General features: G+C 58.6%; 11 protein-coding genes and 5 pseudogenes. 7 read left to right on the top strand and 9 right to left on the bottom strand.

Going from position 1 to position 14,725, the window contains the following annotated elements:
* Positions 1–6 precede the first annotated feature (6 nt).
* The 3 genes and pseudogenes from ACFFJ7_RS17515 to ACFFJ7_RS17525 all read right to left on the bottom strand — a co-directional run bounded on the left by ACFFJ7_RS17515 (position 7) and on the right by ACFFJ7_RS17525 (position 3,563).
* Positions 7–894: a hypothetical protein gene (locus ACFFJ7_RS17515; protein ID WP_377594033.1), complete on the bottom strand. Its 888-nt coding sequence runs from the start codon at positions 892–894 to the stop codon at positions 7–9.
* Positions 895–1,180: 286 nt separating this feature from the next.
* Positions 1,181–1,396, bottom strand: coding sequence for a carboxymuconolactone decarboxylase family protein (locus ACFFJ7_RS17520; RefSeq protein ID WP_377594034.1), 216 nt, complete (start codon positions 1,394–1,396; stop codon positions 1,181–1,183).
* Between the two features lie 565 nt (positions 1,397–1,961).
* Positions 1,962–3,563 (bottom strand): annotated as a pseudogene (locus ACFFJ7_RS17525) (DUF6880 family protein).
* 261 nt (positions 3,564–3,824) lie between these two features.
* Between ACFFJ7_RS17525 and ACFFJ7_RS17530 the strand changes: the two are divergent.
* Together ACFFJ7_RS17530 and ACFFJ7_RS17535 are read left to right on the top strand one after the other, a co-directional pair.
* Positions 3,825–4,052, top strand: a complete 228-nt coding sequence (locus tag ACFFJ7_RS17530) for an AbrB/MazE/SpoVT family DNA-binding domain-containing protein (protein WP_377594035.1) — start codon at positions 3,825–3,827, stop codon at positions 4,050–4,052.
* Positions 4,049–4,444, top strand: coding sequence for a type II toxin-antitoxin system death-on-curing family toxin (locus ACFFJ7_RS17535; RefSeq protein WP_377594037.1), 396 nt, complete (start codon positions 4,049–4,051; stop codon positions 4,442–4,444). Before ACFFJ7_RS17530 ends, ACFFJ7_RS17535 begins: the two co-directional genes overlap by 4 nt.
* 572 nt (positions 4,445–5,016) lie before the next feature.
* On the opposite strand, the gene ACFFJ7_RS17540 is transcribed toward ACFFJ7_RS17535, so the two are convergent.
* Positions 5,017–5,388, bottom strand: a complete 372-nt coding sequence (locus tag ACFFJ7_RS17540) for a hypothetical protein (RefSeq protein ID WP_377594070.1) — start codon at positions 5,386–5,388, stop codon at positions 5,017–5,019.
* Positions 5,389–5,407: 19 nt separating this feature from the next.
* Here ACFFJ7_RS17540 and ACFFJ7_RS17545 point away from each other — a divergent pair, with 19 nt between their 5' ends.
* Together ACFFJ7_RS17545 and ACFFJ7_RS17550 are read left to right on the top strand one after the other, a co-directional pair.
* Entirely contained in the window at positions 5,408–6,760 is a 1,353-nt protein-coding gene (locus ACFFJ7_RS17545; RefSeq protein ID WP_377594067.1) for an IS30 family transposase, read from the top strand.
* A 22-nt stretch (positions 6,761–6,782) separates the two neighbouring features.
* Positions 6,783–7,076: pseudogene (locus ACFFJ7_RS17550) on the top strand (integrase core domain-containing protein); the annotation flags it as partial.
* Between the two features lie 198 nt (positions 7,077–7,274).
* Here ACFFJ7_RS17550 and ACFFJ7_RS17555 read toward each other — a convergent pair.
* The 4 genes from ACFFJ7_RS17555 to ACFFJ7_RS17570 all read right to left on the bottom strand — a co-directional run bounded on the left by ACFFJ7_RS17555 (position 7,275) and on the right by ACFFJ7_RS17570 (position 11,781).
* Positions 7,275–8,477 (bottom strand): IS701 family transposase, encoded by a 1,203-nt coding sequence (locus ACFFJ7_RS17555; protein WP_377594038.1) that lies wholly within the window; start codon positions 8,475–8,477, stop codon positions 7,275–7,277.
* Between the two features lie 305 nt (positions 8,478–8,782).
* Positions 8,783–9,112, bottom strand: a complete 330-nt coding sequence (locus ACFFJ7_RS17560) for an AtuA-related protein (RefSeq protein WP_377594039.1) — start codon at positions 9,110–9,112, stop codon at positions 8,783–8,785.
* The gene (locus ACFFJ7_RS17565) at positions 9,105–10,487 is read right to left on the bottom strand and encodes an acyclic terpene utilization AtuA family protein (RefSeq protein ID WP_377594040.1); all 1,383 of its coding nucleotides are present in this window, start codon (positions 10,485–10,487) and stop codon (positions 9,105–9,107) included. The genes ACFFJ7_RS17560 and ACFFJ7_RS17565 overlap by 8 nt, the downstream gene beginning before the upstream one ends.
* Position 10,488: 1 nt before the next feature.
* Positions 10,489–11,781 (bottom strand): CitMHS family transporter, encoded by a 1,293-nt coding sequence (locus ACFFJ7_RS17570; RefSeq protein WP_377594041.1) that lies wholly within the window; start codon positions 11,779–11,781, stop codon positions 10,489–10,491.
* Positions 11,782–11,883: 102 nt separating this feature from the next.
* Between ACFFJ7_RS17570 and ACFFJ7_RS17575 the strand changes: the two genes are divergently transcribed.
* A complete protein-coding gene (locus tag ACFFJ7_RS17575; protein WP_377594042.1) occupies positions 11,884–12,786 on the top strand; it encodes a LysR family transcriptional regulator in 903 nt (300 codons plus the stop codon).
* A 434-nt stretch (positions 12,787–13,220) separates the two neighbouring features.
* Here the strand turns inward: ACFFJ7_RS17575 and ACFFJ7_RS17580 are convergent.
* Positions 13,221–13,361 (bottom strand): annotated as a pseudogene (locus ACFFJ7_RS17580) (IS3 family transposase); the annotation flags it as partial.
* Here ACFFJ7_RS17580 and ACFFJ7_RS17585 point away from each other — a divergent pair.
* Together ACFFJ7_RS17585 and ACFFJ7_RS17590 are read left to right on the top strand one after the other, a co-directional pair.
* Positions 13,357–13,661 (top strand): annotated as a pseudogene (locus ACFFJ7_RS17585) (transposase); the annotation flags it as partial. The pseudogenes ACFFJ7_RS17580 and ACFFJ7_RS17585 overlap by 5 nt on opposite strands.
* A 338-nt stretch (positions 13,662–13,999) precedes the next feature.
* Positions 14,000–14,614, top strand: a pseudogene (locus ACFFJ7_RS17590) (transposase); the annotation flags it as partial.
* Positions 14,615–14,725 lie beyond the last annotated feature (111 nt).

Below are 14,725 nucleotides of genomic sequence, written 5' to 3' on the forward strand. Positions count from 1 at the left end.
CCCCGGCTAGCCTTCTTGACGTGCGGCTTCGCGATCGACCTTATATTCCGTCCACAGCTTGTTGAGCTTTTTCTCGCTGAACTTGTAGGCGTAGGGCACGCTCTCGGGCGCGCTTTCGACAGCGGCGTTGTAGTCGACCATCGCCAGAAGGACGTCAGCCTCAGGGTAGTCTTGCCCCTCGGCGGTCACGAGACGCATCCTGACCTCGTTGATGGCCTTGGCCGCTGATTTGTGGAGCCGGTAGGCTCCTAGCACGTCAGACGACATGACGAACACCAGAATGGCCAAAAACACCCGAAGTCCCGTCATCGCAGTGTCTCTGGCGACAACCGGGGCAGCAAAGATCGCGATGCAGGCGAATATCACTGCGAACAGCAAGATCACGCCAAGCATGACGTTAGCACTGATAGTCTGGAGTTTCCCGCTGTAGAACGCGGACTCCTCAATCATCTCCGCCAGACGGCCGGGCCCCGCTGGATTGCGGGTGGCGTAGTAGTTGGGATTCTCGTTCTTTCGGGCCTTTTCCTCAGTGACCGTGAGCTTTTCCTTGAGTGCGAGAAGGGCATGCGCCGACAGGGGGCGATCCAGTCCGGCCACCAGCAATGTGGCTCGCCGTGCTGATTGAGCGGCGTCTCGCGCTGCGGTGTAGAGGCTGTTCAGCACCCACCAGGCGACAGCTAGTACGGCGCCGGCGATTGCGAGAACATAGAGGATAAGTTTGTCGTCGGCGACGACCGACGCGGCGCCCGGCACCGCCACGGCGAGCTGAACGAAGAAGAGCCAGACGCGGAGATTTGAAGCCTTGGCAAACTCGGCTCTGACATAGCCGACCAGATTCTCAGGACTTAGCGTCATTGGCAGGCTTTCAGGCGATCGCGTGAGCACTGACACCATCAGATCTTGAGCCGTTTGCAAGGGCCGCGGCCAACTTATCCACTTAGATCAGCTGTCCGGCCGCTAATCGGGGGGCCATTGGCGAGCGGGCTCCATTCACATCGACCACACGTGCGAGAGGCCGAATCAACTCATGCTCCTTCGCTAGCACGAGACCATCAGCGCGAGAGCCGAAATAACTGCCGCAGCCACGGCCAGCCCTCGCGGCTTCGACTCCGGCGCAACTGCCTGACTCGCCGGAATAACACGTTCGATATGGCTGATGATTGACGCACCGCCTTTCGCTTCAGCCATCGCGGGCCGCCACCAGCTCCGAGATCACCTGAGAGGCCATGTTCGTACACGGGAGGCCTCCCACGATGATAACGATGTTGGCGATCTCCCTTACCTCCTCCTCGGTCGCGCCATGATGGAGTGAGCAGCCGGCGTGGATCTTCAGGAAATCGGTGAAGCCTAGCGTCGCGAGGGTGGTGCGTAGCGCGAGCTGGAGGGTCTCCGACATTATAAGCCGTCAACGTCTGCTTCGCGGCAATGCCGTAATGTCGGCAATTGGCGCGGAGCGGAAACAGCTCTCTGCCAGCGGGCCGCGGGAAAGTCCCTCCTAGACGTCCCGGCACCAGCCTCCGATTAGCACTTCGGCTGCTCCGAAACGTCGTGGTTCCTTCCATCCGATTGGAGTGACCGGAAACGACGCCATCGGCTTTTTGGCTAACGCTTCGAACTTTCGGATAAGATCGGCCCGACTTGGCGGCGGCGGCTTTCCTCGCCGCATATTGGTTGCAGGGGGCACGCCACCTGATTTGAACCTGCGATGCTAAGTGATTGATTTTGCTGGATCGAAATAGGGCATAAAAACAAAACCCCAGCAACTCATTGAGTTTGCTGGGGTCTTTGGTTCGATTTGGTTGCGGGGGCAGGATTTGAACCTGCGGCCTTCAGGTTATGAGCCTGAAGGAAAGAGGCCATTTTCCTTTATTTTTCAAAGATGAGCACCTTCTCATGTGCCATTTGTGTGCCAACCAGAAGTCGATGACAATTTCATACAACACTCTCCCGCTTGCTACCGTTCAGCATGTTCCGGCCGACCCGATCCATCCAGCCTGTCCTTGGCCGACGAGTGCCCAGAACCCGGATTTCCGGCCATGGGTCTTCCGCAAACCAGACCGATAGTCGGCAAGGGAGACGACGCCTGCCGGTCTCTCGGTTTCCGCGTCCCTCGATGCGGCGAGTGCATCGAGCCTTGCCAGGTAGCGCGCCCCATGCGGGTAGGCTTTCGAACGGGCGCGTGACAGGATGTCGTCGAGCAAGGCGCGATACAGGATGGCGGCGGCGAGTGGATGATCGTGCTCCAGCGCCTCGGCCACCGGCGGGAGCATGTAATATTGGCCGCCGTCCCATTCGGCATGGCGGGCGATCACCAGTTGCGCGGCGAGATCGAGACGCAGCCATTCAACGAGGAACGCAAGCGCCCCGTGAACATGCGGTGATGCAAGGGCATGGGCGAAAGCCCGGTCGAGCGCAGCGGAATCCTCGAAGTCCGGCAATGCCGCGATGTATTCCCGCAATGTGTCTGCGTCGAGCGAACTCTCGAACGCCGCCCACCGCAGAGACTGCGCGGCGTCCTTCTCGTCGAGTGCTTCGAGTATCTCTGCCTCGAGGTGCGTGCGGCGCGGCAACAAGGCATCCCGCGGTCCTAAGCCGTCGGCGCGATCGGCAGCGGCCAGATATTTCAGGCCACCCGTCTTCTCGCGGCGCACCCAGTCGAGCGCCTCACGCGCCCTTCCCGCTTCCAGCCGGCGCTCGGCAATGCCGATCGTGTCCTACACGTTCGGATGCTTCTTTTCCTCCAGCGCGATCAATCCGTCGAGGTCGCCCAGCACATCGGCGATGATCTGCCGGACCTTGCGATACTGGTAGGCACTGGAGAAACGAAAGCGGTCCTTCGTCTTTGCATCCTCTGTTTCCCGTTCGCGCTGCAGGGCGTCGAGATCGGCGTCCCAGCGCCGCAACGTGTCCTTCGGCAGATGCCCCGCCACACCTCTCGCCACGGAAACCAGATAGCCATGGCTGCTTTCGCCGAGCGATGCCATGATCCTGTCCGGCAAGCTGGTCATGTCCTGCGGTTCCAGTCTTGGTACGAGCGCACCCAGAGCCGCGATCGCCTCATGATAGGCATCCTGAACGTAACCGGAGGAATCGTCCACCCGCTCGAACACTGGCTCGTGCGTTGCGATGAAGCGCAGCAGGCGCTCGACCGCCATCAGGGGCGATGCGTCGCCCAGTTCACCGGCGATGGTCGCGACGGTCGCCGCTAGATCGTCGCGGAATGGCCGCGCCTTGTCCCAGTCGATGAAACCGCGCGTCTTTTCCAGGGCGCCGAGACGACGGTCGATGATCTTCGCAATGGCCTCCGGTCCCTTGCGGGCGGCGAGCGCTGCCGAGACCAGCTTGCGGAATGGGGCGCTGCGCTCCGCTTCGGCAAGCACCAGGCGCGCGAGCTTTTCCGCGCCAAGCTCGGTCAGCGTTTCGATGGACAGTGCGGGCTTGCGCGCCATGGTGGTGGTTCCGATAGATGCGGGATCCCTGGGAGTTCCATGCCAGATGACGCCATATTGAAGCAAGTTCGAGAGCATGCGGCAGCAGCAAAATTCCGCTGCAGGCGTGTGCATGATGTCCACGAGGTACCGAGCGATATTGCAATTTCTATCGCTGTCTCGGTGCCACGCCTTACACGAAATTTCTCTTCAACCACAAGGGACCCTGCGCCAAGGAGGCCGCAGTTACCATCGCGCCCGCCGACGCTTTGATTGACCCAATCCCACTCGGTGTGGCGGTCGCCCAGGATGATTTCAAGTTTCCTGGCTTTCCCGAAGCGCTTGCCGGAGTCTCGAAAAGTTATTACAATGGTAATAACTTGATGGAGTTTCACAATGGTAGAGCTGAAAGTACGCAGGTTTGGCAACTCTCTCGGGGTGGTGCTTCCCAAGGAGGTGATCTCGCGCCTGAACACGCAGGACGGTGCGCTGTTGCATCTGATCGAAGCGCCGGAGGGCGGCTATCGGCTGGTGCCCTATGATCCACATTTCGAGAAGAAAATGGCGCAGGCCGAGGACATCATGCGGCGCTACAGCGATACGTTGCATGTTCTGGCGCAATGACGGCGTTCGTCTGGATAGACGAGCGGGAAGCCCTGATCCTACATGATCGCTTGCTGGTGCTGCACGGCGGCGCGTCCAGCGTGCGGGACGAGGGCCTTCTGAAATCCGCGCTTGCGCGGCCGCAACAGCATGCAGCTTATGCGGATGCCCCGGGTATTGCGCGGCTCGCGGCCGTGTACACGGCCGGCATCGTGAAAAACCATCCGTTCATCGACGGGAACAAACGCACAGGTTTCGTGCTCGGCGTGCTGTTTTTGGAACTGAACGGCTTCCATTTCACGGCCACGCAGGAGGATGCCGCGAATGCGGTGCTCGCGCTCGCGGCGGGACGGATGGATGAACAAGGCTATGCAGTCTTCCTGGCCGCCAATATCGTCCCGAGCGAGGAGTAACCGACAGCAGGCAGGACTCGCATGCGAGACAACGACAGCGTGCCCTCTCGCCCATGCGCTGGCGCCAGCGCGTCATCGAATAACGGTGGAAGGCAGATCATGGCGGCGGAATTCCTCGCCGCAGAAGAACTGGGAATTGAGTGCCTTCCGTCGCGCAAAAATTTCGGGGGCGGTTTGTTGTCGGCAATGAGCTCCTGCTGCATGCGGACTATGTCGCTGTCAGGCAGTCGTCACGATCTTATCTGCATCCACAAAATCAGCAGCAGGCCACCGGGAACGGAGCTCGGCTCGCCGCAACGGCCGAAGAAGGGCGGAGCTTCCGTAGTGGTCGGAGCGCGGGAAAGCCGCGCACAGGGCGAAGGAAAGCAGGAAGACGGTAGACTTGCAAGACGGAGAAGCGATCTGTGGACACGGATCATCAGGCCGATGCGGCTTCGCGCTCACGGTCGATCGCCGCCTTGTAAGCCATTACGTCTTCCATACGGATGCGACAGTGCGTGGCCTACCTTCCGATGCGGGACCATGCCCTTGCCCAGCAACTTGATAAGGAACGGCCGGACACGTTAAGCACTTCAGCGGCCTGAACCGTCGTCAGCTCCGCATTCTCCGGCATGAGGGTCACGCCCCCGGCCCGCGGCCATCGCTTCGAGGATGTCCATCAACAAGGGACGCGGAGCCTCGTCGACGATGCCGCAGAAGCGCAACCCGATCTCGTCCGAGCTGATGCTGGCGGCTTCGCATACATCGCGATCGTCCTGGATGCACGATCGCGACGGGTGGTCGGATATGCCATCGACCGTTCCGCCGACGCGCGGCTGGCGCTGGCCGCCCTGACCGCCATCGAAGGCCTGAAGCCTCCGCCCAACTGCGTTCATCATTCGGACCGGCTCGCAATAGGCGGATTCAACCGGTCGTCGCAACACTCCAATCATGGAGGTGTTCATGGGACGACCTGCGGGATGGATGCAGGAGTTGACGGGGCGAGGAGCAATGCGCTCGCCAGGTGCACCGTCGCTTCGTCGTGAGATCGAACGACAGTTCTGGGAAAAGATTGCGACCGGGATCACCAGTGAGAAGGCCGCAGAAGCGGTCGGGGTGTCGCAAGTTGTCGGCACCCGCTGGTTCCGTCATCGTGGCGGGATGCCATTGTTCATGTCGAGACCCATATCCGAGAGATACTTGTCGTTCATCGAGCGAGAGGAGATCGGACTTCTGTGGGCCCAACACGTCGGGGTGCGAGAGATCGCCCGTCGTATCGGGCGTAGCCCATCCTCGGTCTCGCGAGAGCTGAGACGAAACGCTGCAACGCGTGGCGGGAAGCTCGAATATCTAGCTTCGGTCGCACAATGGAAGGCGGAACTGGTGGCCAGAAGACCAAAGCCGGCGAAGCTGGTGACGAACCCACGTTTGCAACACTACGTCCAAGACCGTTTGGCTGGTAAAATCCAAGCCCCTGACGGCCGTGAGATTGCAGGCCCTCAGCAGGCACCGTTCAAGGGGCGCAACAAGCCACATCGCGGTGACAGGCAATGGGTTAACGGGTGGTCGCCCGAACAGATTGCCAATCGGCTGCAGATCGACTTCCCGGAGGACAAATCGATGCGCATCTCACACGAGGCCATCTATCAGGCCCTCTACATCCAAAATCGCGGTGCTCTCGAACGCAAGTTCGTCGGCTGCCTGCGCCGCGGCCGGGTGTTGCGCATCCCGCGGGCCAGAGCTCAGGCCAAGGCATGGGCACACGTCAGCGACGCGGTGATGATCACCAAACGCCCCGCAGAAGTAGAAGACCGTGGGGTGCCCGGACATTGGGAGGGTGACCTGATCATCGGCTTGAACCGGTCCGCAATCGGAACCCTGGTCGAGCGTTCGACTCGCTTTACCAGCTTGGTCCATCTGCCTCGTCAGAAGGGTTATGGTCTGGTTCAACGCACGAAGAACGGCCCGGCGCTGTCTGGCTATGGGGCCGTCGCCATGGCCAATGCGCTCAAGGACACCATGAAGCCTCTGCCTGCCCGACTGCGGCAGTCATTGACCTGGGACCGTGGGAAGGAGCTATCCGACCATGCTCGGTTCACGAGCGAGACCGGGGTGAAGGTCTTCTTCGCAGCTCCCCGCAGTCCGTGGCAGCGCGGTACGAACGAGAACACCAACGGCCTTTTGCGGCAATACTTCCCGAAGGGCACCGACCTGTCGCGCTGGACTGCGCAAGAGATTCAAGCCGTAGCACACACTTTGAACAACAGGCCCCGAAAAACCCTTGCCTGGAAGACACCAACAGAAGCCTTGAACGAATATCTGAAATCTGGACAATAACCCAGTGTTGCGACGACCGGTTGAATCCGCCCAGTTTACCAGTACCGACTTCACGGGCGTGCTGCTGGATGCGAAGGTGGCCATCAGCATGGACGGCAAGGGCGCGTGGCGCGACAATGTTTTTGTCCAGCGATTTTGGCGCAGCTTCAAATACGAGGAGGTCTATTTGCGGGCCTATGCCTGTGTTTCCGAAGCACGCACCTCGATCGGCTGATATCTGGCCTTTTACAATGAAGGCCGCCCGCATTCGAGCCTTGACGGTCGCACGCCCGATGAGGCCTACTTCGGCGCGCAAGCGCAGGCTGCGGCCGCATAACCCGGCAGGTATCCACTTAGTACTACAGTTGCGTATTATTCTGTTTTCGATAGTGAGCGACGGCAGCACAGCACTGGTGCTGCCGTCTCCAGAGTGACCATGCGAGGACAAATGCCTTGCCGATTGGGGGTCCGAGTAGCAATCTGGACAAGAGGTAGCGGATTTCAGGCACGCTCGGCAGAAGCGCATCCATGGCCATCAGGCGGCCGTTGCGGCCATTGGACTCTTTTCGTTCGGTTTGCCTGAAGCCCGGCCATCGAAAGCGGAACGCCTCAGGTCGGCGGAAAGCTTTGCCAGGAAGGCCTGCGCGGCCATGACAAGGCTCATGTGTCGGTGCCAGCCATGCCAGGAACGCGCCTCGCAGTGATCGAGGCCAAGCTCATCTTTGGCGCGCTCGAAGCATTCCTCGATCGTCCAGCGCAAGCCCGCCGCGCCGGCGAGTTCCGCAAGCGACGTATCCTGTGGCGCGAAGACCAGATAATAGGCCCGCTTGTCAGGTTCCTTCCGGTTGCGGCGGATCAGCAGCCAACGCTCGAAGCCCTCATCGGTGATCCATGGCAATCGCAGACGTGCCCAGTCGTAGAGCCGCAGCCCCTTAGCGCCTTCTCCGGCTGCAAGCATCGCCCATTCCCGCGCCGGCAGTTCATCGGCGATAGTCTTCGGATCGGCCATGACCAGTCCCTCACGGGTGAGGAAGCGCAGATGATGGTTGGAACGCACCGCCAGCACGTAGGGCTGACCGCGCTCTTCCAGCATGCGCCGCAGACCGTAGTCGCCGCCGTACAGCGCATCCGCCAGCACCCACCGGCAGGGAACCCGTGCATCGAGCGCGGCGGCGATCATGTCGCGGGCAATTGCAATCTTGGTAGCAAAGGCAATGTCTTCGGGAACATGCGCCTTCATGCGCCTGTCCTTGTCCTCGGCCCAGGTCCGTGGCAGGTAGAGCCGTCGGTCGATCAGCGTCTGGCCAAGCCGGCTCGCATAGGTCAGGAACACGCCGATCTGGCTGTTCTCGATGCGCCCGGCCGTGCCGGAATATTGCCGCGCAACCCCGACAGACTGCTCGCCTTTCTTCACAAACCCGGTCTCGTCGACCACCAGCACGCCATCCGCATCGCCCAGCGCTTCGATAGCGTAGTCACGCACGCGATCGCGCAACGCGTCCGCCGACCACGAGCTGCGCCCTAGCAGCGATTGCATCCGGTAGGGACGATCAAAGCCTGCCGCCTCCGCCATCAGCCAGCCGGTCTTGCGCGCCGCGCCCGACAGCAAGCCGTCGATGAAGGCCGCTCCCGTCTCTTGCAATTCGCGGCGGCCGAACGCCGGAAACAGATGCTTCTTCAGAGCCGAAAGCTCACGCTCCCATGCCAACAACGATCCCGACCAGTCCGAAACAGCCATCAATGTCCTTCCTTGCTAACCAACAAGGAACTATAATTACTCAAAATACGCAACTGTAGTATTAGAACCCCTAACAAAACCTCCGGGTTGAGGATGGCCGAGGGATTTTGGTCATCCTGCAAGGAGCCGAACGCAGTCGATGCTGGTTGCATCGGCGAGGATCGGCGACGCAGCAGGTGGCCAAAATCGCCGGCCAGCCGACCCCGCGAGGTTTTGTTAGGGGTTCTTAATTGCCGCGGGGCCCTGTCCAAACAAACGAGGCCACCTCTCGCTGCGGTGCATTCAGAACCATAAATACAAGAACCTTATGTTGAGTACGGATCACCCTCAATCTTCATCTGAAGCAAAAGAAATGAAAGGGCCTTGCCATGTCCGTCCAATCCTAGGCTTGAATTGACGCCGCCTTCCAGAACACCATCCAGAACAAAATTGAAGGCTGCTATATTTGGCAATTCATAGCGCCGCACAGACACAGGATGCCGCATTGAAAACAGTTCGGAAACAGCTTTTTCCGTGACCTGATCGCGCAGCAGTTCATAGTCTGCAGGGTCAAAGCAAATAAGGGAAATGTTCGCCCTGTTTCCTTTATCACCGGCGCGCGCATGGGCGAGGAGATGCAGTTCAACTTCAGGCATGGTTTGCAGTCTCGTCAAGATATACGGAAGGTTTGACCCGGTTGCGTTCCAGCAGACAGGATGCACTCCAAAGCCGCGGCATCAGATGGACCCGGATGCCCGCGCCACCCGCGGGCCCCGCACAATAGAGCGCCCTGACCTCATCTAAAAGTTGCTCAAGAACAGTTTTGTCAAAAGACTGAGCAGTGATACGCACCCGTACATCCCGCGACTGAATATAGTTATGTTCAAGAAAATAACCAGCATTGTCATTGAATGTGCTGGCAACTCCAATCAGATCACCACGTACTTCCAGCCCGGGCTGACGCTTGGCCAGCCTTGACTTGATAATATCAATGGCAAGACGACCGCGGCTTGCCGCATTGGGGCCTGCGTATGATATCTCCCCTTCGGCGAGATATCCTCCGTCGAGACATACAGTGGCTTTCAATGTATCAGTGCGGGGCTTTCCCTTGGCATCTCTTATATAAACCCGGTTTTCACCCTGCATCGCAATGGATACAGAAGTGATGTCCAGAACAACATCCGGAGTAATATATTCCGACGGATCGTGAATTTCATAGAGCATCTGCTCTTTCACGGTTGCGGCATTGACACACCCGCCCGTGCCTTCCGGCTTGGTGATGACAAAGCTGCCATCAGCCCGCACCTCCGCGATTGGATAGCCCACCTCCGCAAGATCGGGGACATCTTTCAGGCCTGGATCCGCAAAATAACCGCCTGTCACCTGTGAGCCGCACTCCAGCAGATGCCCGACCAGTGTTCCCGATGCCAGCCTGTCCCAGTCATCCATCTGCCAGCCATGGGCGTGAACAAGGGGACCAAGCGCCAGAGAGGGGTCTGACACCCGCCCGGCGACCACGATATCAGCCCCCATATCAAGGCCATGCGCAATTTCAAGAGCCCCGATATAGGCATTGGCCGAAATAATCTGTGCCTTGCCGTTCAGATATGTGGCCGCGATCTCACGCCTGGCCAGTTCCTGAGGCGTAAAAATACTGGTCACATCATCGCCTTCAACAATGGCGATACGCACCTTCGGATGCCCCAGTTCTTCAGCTAGCCTGTGGATGGCGCGGGCGGCAGCACGGGGATTGGCAGCCCCGAAATTGCTGACAATGCGGATACCGGATTTCAGGCAATCCGACAGGATGGGGCGCAAAAACCGTTCCACAGCACCAATGCCCGCATCCGGATTCTTCCGCCGCTTTATCTGCGCCAGAGCCAGCGTACGTTCAGCAAGGGTTTCGAAAATCAGGAAGCGCGGACCATCCAGCTGCGAGAGCGCAGCAACCACCGGTACCGCCGCATCTGTCCTGTCGTCAGCAAAGCCGGCCCCGCATCCGATCCTCACAATTGTTTCTGCTGTTTTCATTTCAGATTGCACCCGTAAGAGTGGCCACGATGGTCATGACGGCGGTCGTTGCAAAGGCCCATTTGAAAGTAAAGCGCTGATGGTCAGCCAGCGTTACCCCCGACAAACCGACAAGAATGAATGTTGAGGCAGTGAGCGGGCTCAGCGGGAAGCCTGTTGTCATCTGTCCCAGAAGAGCCGCCCGCGCGACATCGATGCCAGAGTACCCCAATGCGTCAGCACTGCTGGTTAGGACGGGTAGCACGCCAAAATAGAAAGCATCCGGTGTGAAAGCCAGTGAAAGTGGCATACTGGCAACAGCCACGCCTTGCGGCATATATGCGGCAACCTTCTCTGGAATATAGCTGACAAAAGCTTCGGCCATGGCATTGATCATGCCTGTTCCACCAAGAATACCTGTGAATATACCTGCTGCAAAGATCATGGACGTTACGACAATCACGCTGTCTGAATGTGCAATCAAACGCTTGCGCTGATCTTCCCATGCTGGATAGTTCACGACCAGAGCAATACAGAATGCAATAATAAAGATGGTGGCCATGGGCAGAAGGTGCATGAATAGCACCGTGACGACTGCCAGTGTCAGCAGCACATTGAACCAGAACAGCTTCGGCCGGAGCGCCTCATCATCATCGGGGTTGGTTGTAACGACAAGAGTTCGAGCGTCAACGCCATCCACCTGGCCTAGGCGGCGACGTTCACCCATGCCGATCAGCGCTGCGGCAATGAAAACCCAGCAGATTCCGGCCAGCATTGCAGGAATAAGGGGCGAAAAAACCACGCCGGAATCGGACTGAAGCAAACTCATGACCCGAGCGGTTGGCCCACCCCATGGCAAAATGTTCATGACGCCTGCGGCGAGGGCCACAACACTGGGCAGCACAAGAGGGTTCATGCGCATCGCCCGGTGAACGGGAAGCATGGCCGTGACCGTAATGAGGAATGTTGTTGCGCCATCCCCATCCAGCGCGACAAGCATGGCCAACGCGGCCGTGACGAGACACAGGCGCACCGGATCACCGTTAACGAGCCCCGCAAGGCCTCGGATCAGCGGGTTGAAGATGCCCGTTCCCAGCATCAGGCCAAAATACAGAACGGCAAACATGATCATGATGCCTGTCGGCGCGACACGCACAATGCCGTCCATCATCATTTTGCCAAGGTCCAGTCCGAAGCCACCAATAAGTCCCGCAATCAGCGGGATCAAAACAAGGCCGACCAGTACGGAGACGCGACCACTTAAGGTCACGGCAAGAAAGGCGACGATTGTCGCCAACCCCAAAAGCGCGAGCATGTTTCCTCCATGCGGAGCCGACTTTGCGCAGCTCCTTATCTTTGGTGCAGGATGGCAGGAGGCTGGTTGTATAGAAAATGAATAATTGCTATAAATCAATGCATGAACCGCATAGATATCGCACCCTTTGAATTCCAGCTTTTCCTGGAAGTCGCGGCCAGCAGGAACTTCAGCCGTGCGGCGGAGATGTGCGGCCTCTCGCAACCGGCCGTGAGCCGTGCAATCGTGCGGCTTGAGCAGCGCCTGAATGTGCGACTGTTTGACCGGACCAGCCGGCAGATTGTGCTCACCCCTCATGGTGAGGCGTTTCTGCCAATAGCCCGTCGCGTTATACATGACCTGACTGTATCTCTTGACGAATTGCGCAGCTATGTTTCAAGTGTTGTTGGTCATGTTTCCATTGCTGCGCTGCCATCACTCGCCTTCAGCTTTCTTCCTGATGTTATAAGTGGATTCCATAAAGATTTTCCAGCAGTAACAATTGAAATACTGGATACATTCAAGCAAAATGTCGCCTCTGCCGTTGCGAAGGGAGAGGTCGATTTTGGGATTTCAGCAGAACTGGATGAGACGGAGCCGCATCTGGAATACAGGCATCTGAAAACAGACAGGTTCAGGGCTGTTGTACAGCTTGGGCACCCGCTGGCAAAAAGAAAATCCATTACATGGGATGAGTTGCTCAATCATCCCTTCATCGCCATGCGTGAAAGAACCAGCGTACGGTCTCTTACGGACAGAGTATTCCAGAATATTAATCCAGAGAAACGTCCTGTTCTTGAAACATCTCACCCCTCGACAGCCGGGGCAATGATTGCTGCGGGACTGGGGGTGACCGCCCTGCCTGACCTGACATTGCCACTTGTTGCACACAGACAGCTTAAAATAATTGATCTTCAAGGCCCCATACTAGAGAGACGCATCAGCATCATTTCCCGGCGCAACCGAACTCTGCCGCACCTTGCAGGCATGCTCTACAATCGGTTCTTGAAATCAGATGACACATGAAAGAATCCGGGAAGTATATAAAAATGCTAGAGTATAGAATTTATTATAAATATTTAATATGATCTATATCAAACCTGGATCGGTGATTTGTCCAAATGACCAATCTCACATGTAGCAGGCCCACTCCTATCCTTGCCATTAAATGATGCAGGGAACAATCAATAGAGGATAGGGGGCATCCGCTCATGATCGTCTCCGCTGCCTGATCTTCTGTTAGCGTCCGTGACCGGCGTATCCTCAGCGGCATCATTCATGTGCTTCGGTGCGACTGTCGCTGGTGCGAGAGCTGGCTCCGTTTGTTTGGACAGCGCCCCGCGGCAATTAAGTGGATACCTGCCGGGTTATGCTGCTTGCAGGGCTTGGTGATTTTTGTCGCGGCGGCGGGCGGGCGGGCGTAGCCCGACCAGAGCTGCGACAAAAATCGCTGGTGGTGATCATGCGGCCGCCGCCTGCGCTTGCGCGCCGAAGTAAGCCTCGTCGGGCGTGCGACCGTCAAGGCTCGAATGCGGGCTGCCTTCATTGTAAAAGGCCAGATATCAGCCGATCGAGGCGCGTGCTTCGGAAACACAGGCATACCGTGACCGCACGCTCGATACAAGGCTTGGCTCGCTCAACCTGAAGATCCCCAAGCTGCGCACCGGCACCTACTTCCCCGGCTTCCTGGAGCCGCGCAAAACTGTCGAGAAGGCGTTGGTGGCGGTGATCCAGGAGGCATGGATCGCCCCGGCGTCAGCACCCGGCGTGTCGACGAACTGGTTCAGGCCATGGGTATGACCGGCATCTCCAAATCCTCGGTCTCGAAGCTGTGCAAGGACATCGATGAACGCGTCAACGCCTTCCTCAAGCGCCCGCTCACCGGCGACTGGCCGTATCTGTGAGGATACCGCGACCACGCACATGTACGTGGAGGCCGACCTCTCCATGAAGGAGCAGGCACTCGGAAAGTTGCGGCCTCAGCAAGCAAAGCTCGGACGCTACCGACCGCCCGACCAATTGATGCGCTTCCTGGAGGCGCTTTGATTATGTCAAGCTCAACGAGGCGGAAACCCCAGCTGTCGGCGTCCGCCTCGGCCAACTGCGCATAATCCGGCGCTTAACATAATTCCTGTTATGCAAACCTCTGCATAACAGGAAGAATGCGCTCTTTGCCGGCAACGAGGTCGGCGCCGAGAACTGGGCCATGCTCGCCTCGCTCGTCGCCACCTGCAAGATGGCCGACGTGAACCCGGTCGACTATCTCGCTGCCACCCTTCGCGCTATCCTTGATGGCCACCTGCAGAGCCGCATCGAAGATGCTCACGCCGTGGCACTTCAATCAGATGTCAACCCTCGCCGCATAGGGGAACGACGTAGCGCTTACGTTCATTTCATGCGCAATGCACTCGCATACGTGCCCAAGGGACAGAGCACCGTGGTCGCCGCCGCCATCCGCCAGGTCTTCCTCCAGCCCGATCATGCCGCCGCAACCCAGGTCTGGCGACAGGTCGCCGACCAACTGCGCGGCCGCTGGCCAAAACTGGGAACATGCATGGACGAAGCCGAGCACGACGTTCTCGCCTACATGACATTCCCCGAGCAGCACCGGGTGAAGCTGCACAGCACGAACCTACTCGAACGGTTGAACAAGGAGGTGAAGCGGCGCGCTGATGTCGTCGGCATCTTCCCCAACGAGGACAGCATCAGCCGCCTCGTCGGCGCCGTTCTTCTCGCGCAGAACGACGAGTGGCAGCTCCAGCACCGATACATGCAGATCGAGGGAATGGCCGCTCTCGCAGCGCCGCAAAGCGAGGACGGCCAACTACTACAGATTACACCAAAGGCTGCCTGAAAGATGCAGCCCGGTGACCACACACAGAATTACACCATCTTGACGGACGTGACCGTTTCATCTGTCTTTCTGCGGTATTGTTGTGGGCAGGCTTTTTAGGCCCGCCTACGC

The organism is Pseudochelatococcus lubricantis (genome assembly GCF_042432495.1).
Lineage (GTDB): Bacteria > Pseudomonadota > Alphaproteobacteria > Rhizobiales > Beijerinckiaceae > Pseudochelatococcus > Pseudochelatococcus lubricantis.

What these genes read in the sequence shown, in the direction of transcription:
- ACFFJ7_RS17515 (WP_377594033.1), bottom strand. Translation starts at nt 894, where the DNA reads ATGGTGTCAGTGCTCACGCGATCGCCTGAAAGCCTGCCAATGACGCTA.
- ACFFJ7_RS17520 (WP_377594034.1), bottom strand. Translation starts at nt 1,396, where the DNA reads ATGTCGGAGACCCTCCAGCTCGCGCTACGCACCACCCTCGCGACGCTA.
- ACFFJ7_RS17530 (WP_377594035.1), top strand. Translation starts at nt 3,825, where the DNA reads ATGGTAGAGCTGAAAGTACGCAGGTTTGGCAACTCTCTCGGGGTGGTG.
- ACFFJ7_RS17535 (WP_377594037.1), top strand. Translation starts at nt 4,049, where the DNA reads ATGACGGCGTTCGTCTGGATAGACGAGCGGGAAGCCCTGATCCTACAT.
- ACFFJ7_RS17540 (WP_377594070.1), bottom strand. Translation starts at nt 5,388, where the DNA reads ATGAACACCTCCATGATTGGAGTGTTGCGACGACCGGTTGAATCCGCC.
- ACFFJ7_RS17545 (WP_377594067.1), top strand. Translation starts at nt 5,408, where the DNA reads ATGCAGGAGTTGACGGGGCGAGGAGCAATGCGCTCGCCAGGTGCACCG.
- ACFFJ7_RS17555 (WP_377594038.1), bottom strand. Translation starts at nt 8,477, where the DNA reads ATGGCTGTTTCGGACTGGTCGGGATCGTTGTTGGCATGGGAGCGTGAG.
- ACFFJ7_RS17560 (WP_377594039.1), bottom strand. Translation starts at nt 9,112, where the DNA reads ATGCCTGAAGTTGAACTGCATCTCCTCGCCCATGCGCGCGCCGGTGAT.
- ACFFJ7_RS17565 (WP_377594040.1), bottom strand. Translation starts at nt 10,487, where the DNA reads ATGAAAACAGCAGAAACAATTGTGAGGATCGGATGCGGGGCCGGCTTT.
- ACFFJ7_RS17570 (WP_377594041.1), bottom strand. Translation starts at nt 11,781, where the DNA reads ATGCTCGCGCTTTTGGGGTTGGCGACAATCGTCGCCTTTCTTGCCGTG.
- ACFFJ7_RS17575 (WP_377594042.1), top strand. Translation starts at nt 11,884, where the DNA reads ATGAACCGCATAGATATCGCACCCTTTGAATTCCAGCTTTTCCTGGAA.